Source organism: Kitasatospora sp. NPDC058063, assembly GCF_042885395.1.
GTDB lineage: Bacteria > Actinomycetota > Actinomycetes > Streptomycetales > Streptomycetaceae > Kitasatospora > Kitasatospora lactacystinica.
In genome coordinates this window covers 1-12,548 of sequence record NZ_JBHVSD010000022.1, presented here as the reverse complement: position 1 = coordinate 12,548, position 12,548 = coordinate 1, and the positions used below count along the sequence as shown (strand labels likewise).

The window sequence follows — 12,548 nt, the reverse complement described above, 5'->3', positions numbered from 1 at the left end:
AGTTCCGCCGAGACGGTGAGGAGGAGGTGATTGTGATGGCCGACATTCTGGCGCTTCAGGAGCTCGACGAGGAGATCGTCGTCGACGCCCCGTTCAGCTCGTACAGCCTGTTCAGCTGCTGACCCTCGGGGGCCGGCAGTAACGGATGGCAGGTGGGGAAGGCCGCGGCACATGCGGCCTTCCCCAACTCTGCATCCTATTTACCGTTTTGGGGTGAGATAACCGTGGCCGTGGCATCGGAACCGACTACCCGACCGAGCGGACCGCTCGGCGCGCTGCGACTGTGCGTCGCCGAGGTACGGGCGTACCCGGGGCGGGTCATAGGTGTCGCGGTCGCCTGCGCGCTCACCGCCACCGGTGTGGGCGCCTGCCTGCTGCTGCTCGCGGCGGTCAGCGGCCCGTCCTACCCGGAGGGTTCGGCGGCCGGGGCGGCGGTCAAGGACGCACAGAGCCTGCTGGGCCTGCTGCTGACGCTGCTGCTGATGTCGGCGGTGCTGGTGACGGGGTCGACGGTCGCGCTCTGGACCAACCAGCGGCTCGGGCAGTTCGCCGTGCTGCGCGCCATCGGGGTGACGGCCGGCCGGCTGCGGGCCCTGGTCGTCGCGGACGTCGCGCTGGTCGCGCTGGCCCCCTCCGCCGTCGCCGCGGTGGCCGGGACGGTCCCGGCGGCCGGGTTCGGCCGTCGCCTGCTGATCGAGCGCGAGCTGTTCCCCGCCGCCGTCGACCTGCCCTCCGCCGGGCAGACCTGGGCGATCGCGGCCGGCGCCTGCCTCGGCACCTGCGCGGTCGCGGTGCTGGCCGCGCTGGCCAGCGTGCTGGCGGCCGGCCGGGTCCAGCCGATCGACCTCCTCAAGGACCAGTCACTGGCCCTGGCCCCGCCCCGCCGCAACGCCGGCCGACTGGTGGCGGGCATCGCCATGGTCCTGCTGCTCTGCGGTCCGCTCGTGGCCCTGATGGTCGTGATGGACCTGCCGCCGGTGCTCCAGGGCGCGATGGTGATGGGCCTGGCCACGGTCGTCATCCCCACGCTCGCGGTGCTCGCGCCCTGGTTCGTGCCGCTGCTCGTCGGCCCCTGCTGCGCGGTGCTGCGGCTGGACCGGAAGGCCGGCCGGATCGCCGCCGCCGGGCTGCGGGCCGCGCCCGCCCGGACGACCGCGATCGCGGTGCCCGTCCTGCTGGCCGTCGGCACTGTGGTCTGCCTGCTCGGCTCGGGGGCGACCATCGGGGCCGCCGTGCAGCAGCAGACCGAGCAGGCGCTGCGGGCCGACGCGGTGGTGACGGCCGAGCCGGGCAACCAGTTGCCCGCCCGGCCCGCCGGCCTGCCCGGCGGGAGCACCGTCGCGCCGATCGCCACCCGGGTGACCGCGCCGCCCAGCTTCTACGACAACAAGCCCAAGCCCACCCGCGCCTGGGGCGTCGACGGGGCGGCCCTGCGGAGCGTCCTGGACCTCGGTGAACAGCAGGGCCGGCTGGACGAGCTGGCGCCCGGTACGTTCGCCGCCGGCAGCACCGAGGCCACCTCGCACGACTGGAAGCTCGGCCAGGCCGTCACCTTCACGCTCGCCGACGGGCAGGAGGCGCAGCTGCGGCTCGTCGCCGTCTACCAGCGGGATCTGGCCTTCCCCTCCTACGTCCTCCCCGCCGACCTCGCCCTCGCGCACACCCCGGCCCCGTACGCCGACCGGGTGCTGCTGCGCGGTGACCCGAGTGCCTGGGAGCTCCGGCCCGGCCAGCGGCTCGCCGCGCGGGCCGACTACCTGGCCCACCTGCGGCCGCGCAACGTGCAGGACGACATGGCCTCCCGGCTGATCGTCTCCGTGGTGGGCGGGTACGCGCTGCTCGCCGTCGCCAACACCTGCGCCATCGCCCAGCGGGACCGCCGCTCCCAGCGCGCCCACCTGCGGGCCCTCGGCCTCGGCCGCGGGCAGCTGCTGCGCTGCGTGGTGTACGAGGTGCTGGCCTCGGCGCTGGTCGGGACGGTCCTCGCGGTGGCGACGGCCGGGATCTGCCTGGTGCCGCTGGCCGGGGCCGTCGGGCAGGGGGTGCTGCCCGCCCTGGACGTGCCGTGGACGGTCGGCGTCCTGCTCGGGGTGCTGGCCGCCACCGCCGTCCCGGCGGCGCTGGCGGCCCGTCCGTTGCGCGGCATCCGGAGCCAGTTCGCGACGGGGTCGGCGTGAGCACGGCGGCCGTCGGGGGGCTGGGGCGGTCGTTCTGGCTGCTCTACGGCGGCGAGTCCGCCTCGGCCCTGGGGACGGCCGCCTCGGTGATCGCCCTCCCGGTGGTCGCGCTGCGGGCCGGCGGCGACGTCCGGCAGGCCGGACTGGCCGGCACGGCGCTCTCCGTCGGGGTGCTGCTGGCCCGGCTGCCGGCCGGCGTCCTCGCCGACCGCTGCGAGCGGCGGACCGTGCTGCTGCTCGGCAACGCGGCCGGCGCGGTCGTGCTGGCCGTGCTGGCCCTGTCGGCCGCCGGCGGCACGCCACCGCTGTGGGCGCTGCTGGTCGCCGCCCTGCTGCTCGGCGCGGTGGGCAGCACCCTGGCGCCCGTCGAGAACGTCGTGGTGCGGCGCTACGTGCGGCCCGAGCACCTCCCCCGCGCGGTCGGCCTGCTGCAGAGCAGGGCGGCCGTCGCGACGACCGCCGGCCCGCTGGCCGGCGGCGCGCTGCTGGCCGTCCACCCGTCCTGGGTGTTCGCCGTCGACGCCGGCAGCTACCTGGCGGCCGTCTGCTGCGTGGCCCTGCTGCCCGGGGGACGGCGGGAGCCCCCCGAGGACGAGCCCGCCGCGCCCGGAGTCCGGGCCGCGCTGGCCGAAGGCGTCCGGTTCATCTGGCGGGTGCCCTTCCTGCGCTACGCGGTGGTCAACGCGGCCGTGCTCAACCTGGTGTTCAACGGGCTGCTGATCGTGGTGGTCGCCTCGGACGGGGGCGCCCTGCACATCGGGGTGCTGACCGCGGCCCTGGGCACCGGCGGGCTGGCCGGATCGCTGCTCGCGCCGGCCCTGGCCCGGCGGCTGCCGCCCGCCCGGGGCATCGCCCTCGGCACCGCCGTGGTCGCGCTCGCCCTGCCCGGTTTCACCCTGGCCCAGGGGCACTGGGCGGCGGTCCTGCCGCTGGCCCTCGCCGCGGCCGCCGGGCCGGTGGTCACCGTACTGATCGCGGTCACCCAGATGGAGGTGACCCCACCGGGTCTGCAGGGCCGGGTGCACAGCGGCATCGGCTTCCTCGCCCAGCTGGTCGCGCCCGCCGGGCCGACCCTCGCGGGCCTGTGCGCCCACGCGTTCGGACTGACCGGCACGGTGGCCGGCGCGGCCGTGATCGTGGTGGTCCTCGCCGTGGTCGGGACGGCCGCCACCGCGGGCCGGTCCGGCTATCGGCCACCCAGCCCCGTCGGGCCGGGAGACGACCCGGAACGACGGAGCGACAACCCCGCGGAGGCCGTCCATGGCTGACCTCGACCACCGGGCGGCGCACCCCGAGCCGGCGGACCCGTACCGCTGGCTGGAGGACGCGGACGCCCCGCGCACCCGGGCCTGGCTCGCCGATCAGCGGCGCCTGCTGGCCGCCCGCCCGCAGCGCTCCGACGAGCCCGCCTGGGCCGCCCTGCTCGACCGGGTGGAACGGGAGGCGCCCGACCGGACGCCCACCCCGCCCGCCGAGGCCGGCGGCCTGCTCTTCCGCCACGAACGCGGCCCGGACGGCGACGTCCTGACCGTCCGGCACCCCGACGGCACCCGCCGGACACCGACCGAGGGCGTCATCGGCCCCGGCGACCGGATCGCCGGCTGGCAGCCCGAGCCGCACGGCCGGTTCATCGCCGTCCAGCTGCACCGGGACGGAGCGGAGACCGGCGGCCTGCACCTGCTCCCCACCCACCCGGGCGAGCGGCCCCGCCACCTGCCCGACGCGGCCCCGTACGCGACCCTCGCCTTCACCGGCGAGGCGCTGGTGTACACCGCCGGCACCCGCACCGAGCACACCCTGGTGGCCCGCCACCCGGCCGACGGCCCGGCCCGTCGGCTCGCCCTGCCGGTGCCCGGCCCGGTCCGGCTCACCCTCCACGGCGGACCGGGCGGGAACCTGCTGCTGCGCACCCGCCCGCAGCCGTCCGGCCCGGTGCGCTGGTGGGCCACCCGGTGGACCGGCCGGGCAGTGCCCGACTGGCAGCCGCTCGACCTCGACGGCCGGCGGGTCACCGCCCTGGACCTGAACGAGACCGTCTGCTTCCTCGCCGGCGACGAGCTGCTCGCGCTGGACCTGGACGAGCTGGCCCGGGGCGCCACCGGCCGGCCCGCGCCGCTCGTCGCGCCGCTCGCCGGCGGCGGGCCGCCCGCTGCCGGCGAATCACCCGTCGTCGGCGAAGCGCCCGCGGGCCCGGTCACCGCCCTGCGGGTGCTCGGCCCGGGCCGGAGGCCCGGCCTGGCGCTGCTCCGCCGGCTGGGGACCACCCACCGGCTCGACGTGCACCGGCCGGGCGTGGCACCGGGAGAGGCGGCGGGCGGGAAGCCGGGCGGCGGTGCCACCGCCCTGCACTGGCCCGCCCGGCTGCGCCTCGGCGCCACCCCGTACGACCGGCACGGGCGGGTCGGCGGGTCGGTCTGGCTGCTCGCCGACGACCCCCGGTACGGCACCTGGACCAGGAGCCTGGACGGCTCGGGCCCGGTCGAACCCCCCGAGCGCCGCGCCGCGCTGCGCACGCTCACCGCCGCCGGCCGGGACGGCGCGCCCGTCCCGGTGACGGTCTGCGACCCCGGGCCGCAGGACCGCGGCCGCCCCGCACCCACCCTGCTCACCGTCTACGGGGGCTTCGGCCTCCCCCTGGAACCCGCCTGGGACCCGGCCCTGGAGGCCTGGCTGCGGGCCGGCGGCCGGATCGCCTGGGTGCACGCGCGCGGCGGCGGCGAACTCGGCCCCGCCTGGGCGGCCGCCGGCCGGGGCGCCGGCAAGAGCGCCACCGTGGACGACTTCCGGGCCGCCGCCGCGATGCTGGTCGAACGCGGCGAGGCCCCGGCCGGCGGGCTGGGCGCACTGGCCGCCAGCAACGGGGCCCTGGTGGTCGCCGCCGCGCTCACCCGGGAGCCCGGTCTGCTGTCCGCCGCGGTGTGCGCGGCCCCGCTCACGGACCTGGCCCGCTACCAGGTCGGCGGCCTCGGCCGGCTCTGGGCGCAGGAGTACGGCGATCCGGCCGACCCGCAGGCGCTGCGGGCGCTGCTCGACTACTCCCCGTACCACCGGGTGGTGCCCGGGACGGCCTACCCGGCGGTGCTGTTCGCCACCGGGGCGAACGACGCGCGGGTGCCGCCCTGGCACGCCTGGAAGCTCTGCGCGGCGCTCGGACGGGCCGGCACCGGGGCCGCGCCGGTCCTGCTCGACCACCACGACACCGGCGGCCACCAGGGGCGCCCGGCCGCGGCCGGGCGGGAGCTCGCGGTCCGCTCCCTCGCCCTGCTGGGCGCCGGCACCGGCCTGGTGCCGCCCGCCGCCCCGTGCACCGGCCCGCCCGCAGGCCCGTCCGGCCCCCGGCCCAGACCCCAGTCCTGACCTTCGCCCGTGTCCAGCCGAGGAGAGCACCACCGATGACCGAGCCCCACTCCCTCGCGGGAGGCCCGTCCCGTCCCGGAGGCCCGCCGCGCGCCGCCGCGAACCACGCCCCGGCCGCCGCGGCGGCCGTCGACCTGACCAAGGTGCACGGGTCGGGAGACGCCCGGGTGGTGGCGCTGGAGCGGGTCTCGGTGGCCTTCCGGGAGGGGGAGTTCGCGGCGATCATGGGCCCGTCCGGTTCCGGCAAGTCCACCCTGCTCCAGTGCCTCGCCGGGCTGGAGTCCTGCACCTCGGGCGCGGCCCGGATCGGCGACGTGGACCTCACCCGGCTGAGCGACGGCCAACTGACCAGGCTCCGCCGTGACCACGTGGGCTTCGTCTTCCAGGCCTTCCACCTGATCCCCACCCTGACGGTGTCGGAGAACATCACCCTGCCGCTGACCCTGGCCGGCCGCACCCCCGACCAGCAGTGGCTGCGCACCCTGGTCGAGGCGGCCGGCCTCGGCGCCCGGCTCGGCCACCGCCCGGCCCAGCTCTCCGGCGGCCAGCAGCAGCGCGTCGCCTGCGTCCGGGCGCTGGCCGGCCGACCCCGGATCGTCTTCGCCGACGAACCGACCGGCAACCTGGACTCCCGCTCCGCCGCCGAGATCCTCGCGCTGCTGCGCCGGTGCGTCCGGGAGCTCGGCCAGACCGTCGTGATGGTCACCCACGACCCGGTCGCGGCCTCGTACGCCGACCGCGTCGTCTTCCTCGCCGACGGCCGCATCGTCGACGAGCTCCACGGCCCGACCCCCGACCAGGTGCTCGGACGGATGCGCACCTTCGACGCCAACCTGGGGATCAGTTACTGGTCCGGACCGGCCTGACCTGCCGCGCGCCGAGCGCCGGATGCGCGAGGATGGACGCATGCCGAACCGTCTCGCGGACGCGACCTCGCCGTACCTGCTCCAGCACGCCGACAACCCCGTCGACTGGTGGCCCTGGGGCCCCGAGGCCTTCGCGGAGGCGGAGCGGCGCGGAGTGCCGGTGCTGCTGTCGGTGGGTTACGCGGCCTGCCACTGGTGCCACGTCATGGCGCACGAGAGCTTCGAGGACGCCGGGCTCGCCGAGTACCTCAACGAGCGGTTCGTGCCGGTCAAGGTGGACCGGGAGGAGCGGCCGGACGTCGACGCCGTGTACATGGAGGCGGTGCAGGCCGCGACCGGGCAGGGCGGGTGGCCGATGACGGTGTTCCTCACCCCTGACAAGGAGCCGTTCTACTTCGGCACCTACTTCCCGCCGCAGCCCCGGCACGGGATGCCGTCCTTCCGGCAGGTGCTGGAGGGTGTGGAGGCCGCCTGGCGGGACCGGCGGGAGGAGGTCGGGCAGGTCGCCGGGCGGATCCGGGCCGACCTGGCCGAGCGGGCCGCCGTCTACTCGGCCGGCGCCCACAACCCGCCCGGCGAGGCGGACCTGCACCAGGCGCTGGTGAGTCTCAGCCGGGACTTCGACCAGAGCCGCGGCGGCTTCGGCGGCGCGCCCAAGTTCCCGCCGGCCATGGTGCTGGAGTTCCTGCTGCGCCACCACGCCAGGACCGGTTCGGAGGCGGCGCTGGAGATGGCCGTCCGCACCGGCGGGGCGATGGCCCGGGGCGGCATCCACGACCAGCTCGGCGGCGGCTTCGCCCGGTACGCGGTGGACGCCGGCTGGGTGGTGCCGCACTTCGAGAAGATGCTGTACGACAACGCCCTGCTGCTGCGCGCCTACCTGCACCTGTGGCGGGCCACCGGCTCGCCGCTCGCCCGCCGGGTCGCGCTGTCCACCGCGGACTTCCTGCTGCGCGAACTCCGCACGCCCGAGGGCGCGTTCGCCTCCGCGTTGGACGCCGACAGCCTCGACGAGGAGACCGGGCAGTCCGCCGAGGGCGCCTACTACGTGTGGGAGCCCGGCCAGTTGGTCGACCTGCTCGGCCCCGCCGACGCGGCCACCGCCGCCCGGCTGTTCACCGTCACCGCCGAGGGCACCTTCGAGCACGGCACCTCGGTGCTCCAACTCCTCGCCGACCCCGAGGACTTCGCCGAGTACGAGGCGATCCGGGCGCGGATGGCCGAGGCCCGGGGTGCCCGCCCCGCCCCGGCCCGGGACGACAAGGTGGTCGCCGCCTGGAACGGCCTGGCCGTCGCCGCGCTCGCCGAGACCGGCGCGCTGCTGGACCGCCCCGACCTGGTCGAGGCCGCCGAACGCGCCGCCGACCTGCTGCTCGCCGTCCACCTCACCCCGGACGGCCGGCTGCTGCGCACCTCCCGGGACGGCCGGGCCGGTGCCAACGCCGGCGTGCTGGAGGACTACGCGGACACCGCCGAGGGCTTCCTCGCGTTGTACGCCGTCACCGGCGAGTCCTCCTGGCTCCAGCTGGCGGGCGGCCTGCTCGACACCGTGCTCAAGCACTTCACCGACGAGGCCTCCGGCGCGCTCTACGACACCGCCGACGACGCCGAGGAGCTGATCCGCCGCCCGCAGGACCCGACCGACAACGCCACCCCGTCCGGCTGGACGGCCGCCGCCGGCGCCCTGCTCACGTACGCCGCGTACACCGGATCCGACCGGCACCGCACGGCCGCCGAGCGGGCCCTCGGCGTGGTCGGCGCGCTCGCCGGCCGGGCGCCGCGGTTCATCGGCTGGGGCCTCGCCGTCGCCGAGGCGCTGCTCGACGGGCCGCGCGAGGTCGCCGTGGTCGGCCCGGACGGCGATCCGGCCACCGCGGCGCTGCGGCGGGCCGCGCTGCTCGGGACGGCGCCGGGGGCGGTGGTCGCGGTCGGTGCGCCCGGGGAGCCCGAGGTGCCGCTGCTGGCCGACCGGCCGCTGGTCGGCGGGGCGCCCGCGGCGTACGTCTGCCGGCACTTCGCCTGCGACGCCCCGACCACCGATCCGGCGGCGCTGGCCGGGAAGCTGGGCGTGGCGGTCGAGTAGCGGGAGCCCCGGGGCGGCCGCGAAATCGTTGGCGAACCGGCCCCGGGCGGTCCACCATGGGCCATGACCTGGACTTTCAGCACTTCCCTCGACGAGTTCCGCGACCAGGCGGGCGCCTTCCTGGCCACCCGCCCCGCCGAGAACACCGTCCTGCTCACCATCGCGCACCGGCTGGCCGTGTCCGGCCTGACGGTGTTCGGCGAGCCGCCGGTCTTCGGCTGGTGGCGGGCAGAGGGCGACGGTCCGGTCGCCGGCGCCTTTCTCCGGACACCGCCGTTCGACCCCAGGCTCTCCTTCATGCCGCCGGCCGCGGCCGCCGAGCTGGCGGTCGACCTGGCCGCCGCCGGGTCCGGGTTCACCACGGTGACCGGGGTCGGCGGGGGTGCCGATGCGGTCCGCGCCTTCGCCGCCGCGTGGACGGTGGCGACCGGCACCGAGCAGTCCGTCCGTTTCGACGAACGGCTCTACCGGCTCGGCGAGTTGACCGACCCGCCGCGCCCGCCCGCGGGCCGCCACCGGCTGGCGGAACCGGCCGACCGCGAGCGGGCGATCCGCTGGTACGAGGAGTTCCTGGCCGAGGCGGGGGTCGACGTCCCCGACGTCCCGCGGGCGGTGGACGAGCGGACCGCGAGCGGCTGCCTGCACCTGTGGGAGGACGACGGCCGCCCGGTCGCCCTGGCCGGCAGCAGCCCGATCCTCGCCGGGATGTCCCGCATCGGCCCGGTCTACACGCCCGTCGAGAGCCGCGGCCGCGGCTACGGCACCGCCGTCACCGCCGCCGTCTCGGCCCACCTCCTCGCCCGCGGCGCCACCGAGGTCCTGCTGTACACCGACCTCGCCAACCCGACCAGCAACTCCATCTACCAGCAGATCGGCTACCTGCCGGTGGAGGACTCCCTGATCATGGACTTCCGCCGGGCGTAGCCGGTGGCCGGTGCCCGGTCACGCGTCCCGGGCCGGTGCCCGGGGCCCGCCCTCCCGGCCGGTGCCCGGGGCCCGCCCTCCCGGCCGGTGCCCGGGGCCCGCCCTCCCGGCCGGGCACCGTCCGGCCGCCCCTCACTCCCAGTCCCAGCGGATCCCCAGCAGGCACGGCCGCACCGCCGTCGCCACCAGGTGGACGCAGTGGTGCCCGTCGAGGGTGAGCTCCTCGGTCTCGTACGGGGCGGCGCCGGGGGAGTGGAGGGCGAAGCGATGGCAGCGGACCGGGAGGGCGGCGGGGTGGAAGGTGATCTGGAGGACGTACTGGCCGGCGCCGGAGTTGAAGCCGCGGACGTACTCGCAGCTGGGGTCGGGCGAGGGGGAGTCGTCGAAGCCGTAGCCGAGCAGGTGGGTGTCGCCGGTGCGCAGGCGGCGGTCGAGGAGGAGTTCGGCGGCGAGCAGGTGGTGGGCCTGGTCGCGGCGGATGCGGCCGGGGCGGCAGTTCTCCTCGGCGCGGACGCCGACGCGGGTGATGTCGCTGCCCGGGTCGCCCTGGTAGAGGGCGAGGTAGCGGTCGATGCCGTCGCGGTGGGCGCGCAGGGCGTGCTGGGAGTCGCGGCGGGCGATCCGGCGGTCGGGGCCGACCCGGATGCGCTCGATGTGGGTGATGGTGTGCAGCCCGGTGTCGCGCGGGCCGGCGAGGGTGGCGAGCAGTCCGTCGACGGCCACGGCCGGTGAGATGAGGTCGCGGTAGGGGCGCACCGGGGGGCCGGCCGGGGCGGGGCCGGCGGCGCGACGGGGGCCGAGCAGCCGGGTCAGGGAGTGCTCGGGCAGGTCGAGGACCTCCTCCAGGGCGGCGACGGCGCGCAGTGACTCGGCGCGTTCCGGGCGGCGGTGGCCCTGCTGCCAGTAACTGAGGCTGGTGAGACCGACGTTGACGCCGCGCAGGGCGAGGTGGCGGCGGATGCGGTGCAGGGCGAGGCCCCGGGCGGAGATCGCGGTGCGCAGGGCGAGGTGGAAGGGGCCCGTGCGCAGGGCGGCGGCGAGGTCGGCTGGGTCGCTCCTGTGGATGGCGGCCTCCTGGGGCGGGCGTGCGGGCGTGCGGGCGTGCGGGTGTGCGGGCGGTCCGGCGCCGACGGCTGGGACGGGCCGCCGTTTGACCGTGAATATTCACATCGATGCGGCGGTTTGTCACCGGTCCGGGCCTGCTGCGCGGGGGTTCCCGGGGCGTCGTTCACATCCGCGCCGGCCCGTTCACACCCCGGTCCGGGCCGCACCGAAGCCCGTTGACCGGTACCTGACGAGGCGCGATGCTCGGGGCGCGATCCGGACCGCGCCCCCACACAGCCCCTCGCTCCACTCGTGCAAGGAGGCATTCCCCCATGCCAGTTCCACGGATACGACTGCGCCGCGCGGTCTCGCTGCTCACCCTCGGTGTGCTGGGCCCGGCGCTCACCGCCGCGATGGCCGCACCCGCGATCGCCGCCGCCCCGGCCGGGCAGCCGGCCCAGTACCGGGCTCAGGCCCAGGCCCCGGCCCAGGACCGGGCCGCGCACCAGGTCCGCCAGGCCGCCGCGCCCGGCAGCACGGCCGACCTGGCCGGCACGTACAAGAAGCTCAACATCACCATGCAGCAGCAACAGCAGACCAACTGGTGCTGGGCGGCGAGCGGGAACACCATCGCCACCTGGTTCGGCTACAACTACAGCCAGAACCAGTTCTGCAACGCCGCGTTCGGCCGCTCCGTCAACTCCAGCTGCCCCAACAGCCAAGCCACGCTGGGCGATGTGCAGAACGGGCTGAGCTGGGTCGGCATCAACCCGGGTTCGTACGTCAACGGGTACCTGAACTACGGCACCGTACAGTCCGAGGTGAACGCCAACCGCCCGATCGAGACGCGCATCCAGTGGAGCTCGGGCGGCGGCCACATGCACGTCCTGTACGGCTACGACACCGGGAGCAACTGGGTCTACTGGGGCGACCCGTGGCCCTCCAACTACCGCTACAACTGGGCGGATTACCAGTACTACGTGAACAACGACACGTTCTCGTGGACCCACTCCCTGTACCGGATCGGCGCGTGAGGGCGACCATGACCGAGATCAAGAGCCGCCGTCGGGCCGTCACCTCCGCCGCCTCCACGGCCGCCGTCACCGCCCTGCTCACCGCCGGTCTCGCGCTGGCGCTCGCCCCGGCCGCGCACGCGGACTCCCCGTCCGCCCCGGCCCCGGTGCCCGCCGCCGAGCTGGCGCAGGCCCGCAGCGCCGTCCAGGACACGGCCGTCCTCGACAAGGTCGGCCACTTCTTCGCCCGCAAGGGCGTCCCGCCGACCCGGCAGCTGACCATCGGCGCCGCCGAGGAGGCCCGGGCGGCGAGCGAGGCCGCGCCGCGGCTGGCCGGCGACACGGTGCCGGTGTACCTGCTGGACCCGGGCTTCGTGGCCGGAACCCCGGGCGCACCGGTGGCGAAGGCCGAGTTCACCGCCAGCAAGGTGGTCGCGGCGGACGGGCAGAGCGCCTCGGTCTGGACCGTGCGGCAGGGCGGGGCCTGGAAGGTCGTCAACATCGCCTCGGGTGGTGACGAGAGCGACTACGCGGCGAAGGCGGCGGGCAGCGGCGGCGGCACCGCCTTCCGCGAGCCGCAGGTCAACGCCTGGTACGTGCTGCGCGACGGCCGGGTGCTGCCGCTGGACGACGAGGCCCGGCGCTCGGTGGGCGCGGGCGGGGTCACCCTGGCCGCGTACCAGCAGCTGGTGCACCAGCGGTACGGGGACAAGCTGCCCGGCTCGGCGTACGACCGGTCGGGCGAGGGCGGCGGCTACCAGGTGGACGCCGCGCCGGAACTCGCCGCCGTGGCGCAGGCCCCGCAGGCCCCGGGCGGCGGTTCGGCGCTGCCGGCCGTGACGGCGGCGGCCGCCCTGGGAGCCACCGCGCTGGTGGGCGCGGGTGCCGTGCTGCGGCGGAGGACGGGCGTCCGCCGCGGCTGACGGCGGGCGGGGCCCGGTCGGTCGGGCCGGGCCCCGCTGCCCGCACGCGCGATGAACCCGCACGCGTCATGAACCCGCACACGCGATGAACCCGCACGCGTGATGAACCCGTGCACCGAACAGAAGAGGACAACCGCACAGGCGCCGAACCGGCCGCCGAC

At 76.6% G+C, this 12,548-nt stretch carries 9 protein-coding genes; 8 read left to right on the top strand and 1 reads right to left on the bottom strand.

Going from position 1 to position 12,548, the window contains the following annotated elements:
• Window positions 1–230: 230 nt before the first annotated feature.
• From ACFVUY_RS31245 to ACFVUY_RS31220, 6 genes are all read left to right on the top strand, one after another.
• Window positions 231–2,177: an FtsX-like permease family protein gene (locus ACFVUY_RS31245; RefSeq protein WP_387735615.1), complete on the top strand. Its 1,947-nt coding sequence runs from the start codon at window positions 231–233 to the stop codon at window positions 2,175–2,177.
• Complete coding sequence (locus ACFVUY_RS31240; RefSeq protein WP_387735613.1) at window positions 2,174–3,445, top strand: MFS transporter; 1,272 nt, start codon at window positions 2,174–2,176, stop codon at window positions 3,443–3,445. Before ACFVUY_RS31245 ends, ACFVUY_RS31240 begins: the two co-directional genes overlap by 4 nt.
• Window positions 3,438–5,534, top strand: a complete 2,097-nt coding sequence (locus ACFVUY_RS31235) for a prolyl oligopeptidase family serine peptidase (RefSeq protein WP_387735610.1) — start codon at window positions 3,438–3,440, stop codon at window positions 5,532–5,534. The genes ACFVUY_RS31240 and ACFVUY_RS31235 overlap by 8 nt, the downstream gene beginning before the upstream one ends.
• A gap of 35 nt (window positions 5,535–5,569) precedes the next feature.
• The gene (locus tag ACFVUY_RS31230; protein ID WP_387695550.1) at window positions 5,570–6,400 is read left to right on the top strand and encodes an ABC transporter ATP-binding protein; all 831 of its coding nucleotides are present in this window, start codon (window positions 5,570–5,572) and stop codon (window positions 6,398–6,400) included.
• A 40-nt stretch (window positions 6,401–6,440) separates the two neighbouring features.
• Window positions 6,441–8,483, top strand: a complete 2,043-nt coding sequence (locus ACFVUY_RS31225; protein WP_387695551.1) for a thioredoxin domain-containing protein — start codon at window positions 6,441–6,443, stop codon at window positions 8,481–8,483.
• Window positions 8,484–8,546: 63 nt separating this feature from the next.
• Complete coding sequence (locus tag ACFVUY_RS31220) at window positions 8,547–9,407, top strand: GNAT family N-acetyltransferase (protein WP_387735608.1); 861 nt, start codon at window positions 8,547–8,549, stop codon at window positions 9,405–9,407.
• 132 nt (window positions 9,408–9,539) lie between these two features.
• On the opposite strand, the gene ACFVUY_RS31215 is transcribed toward ACFVUY_RS31220, so the two are convergent.
• Window positions 9,540–10,472, bottom strand: a complete 933-nt coding sequence (locus ACFVUY_RS31215; RefSeq protein ID WP_387695555.1) for a hypothetical protein — start codon at window positions 10,470–10,472, stop codon at window positions 9,540–9,542.
• A 311-nt stretch (window positions 10,473–10,783) separates the two neighbouring features.
• Here ACFVUY_RS31215 and ACFVUY_RS31210 point away from each other — a divergent pair, with 311 nt between their 5' ends.
• Entirely contained in the window at window positions 10,784–11,485 is a 702-nt protein-coding gene (locus tag ACFVUY_RS31210) for a papain-like cysteine protease family protein (RefSeq protein ID WP_387695553.1), read from the top strand.
• An 8-nt stretch (window positions 11,486–11,493) separates the two neighbouring features.
• Window positions 11,494–12,387 (top strand): hypothetical protein, encoded by an 894-nt coding sequence (locus ACFVUY_RS31205; RefSeq protein ID WP_387735606.1) that lies wholly within the window; start codon window positions 11,494–11,496, stop codon window positions 12,385–12,387.
• Window positions 12,388–12,548: the final 161 nt, after the last annotated feature.

Bases quoted from the DNA above. Each gene is read 5' to 3' on its own strand.
- ACFVUY_RS31235 (WP_387735610.1), top strand. From the start codon at position 3,438: ATGGCTGACCTCGACCACCGGGCGGCGCACCCCGAGCCGGCGGACCCG.
- ACFVUY_RS31230 (WP_387695550.1), top strand. From the start codon at position 5,570: ATGACCGAGCCCCACTCCCTCGCGGGAGGCCCGTCCCGTCCCGGAGGC.
- ACFVUY_RS31225 (WP_387695551.1), top strand. From the start codon at position 6,441: ATGCCGAACCGTCTCGCGGACGCGACCTCGCCGTACCTGCTCCAGCAC.
- ACFVUY_RS31220 (WP_387735608.1), top strand. From the start codon at position 8,547: ATGACCTGGACTTTCAGCACTTCCCTCGACGAGTTCCGCGACCAGGCG.
- ACFVUY_RS31210 (WP_387695553.1), top strand. From the start codon at position 10,784: ATGCCAGTTCCACGGATACGACTGCGCCGCGCGGTCTCGCTGCTCACC.
- ACFVUY_RS31205 (WP_387735606.1), top strand. From the start codon at position 11,494: ATGACCGAGATCAAGAGCCGCCGTCGGGCCGTCACCTCCGCCGCCTCC.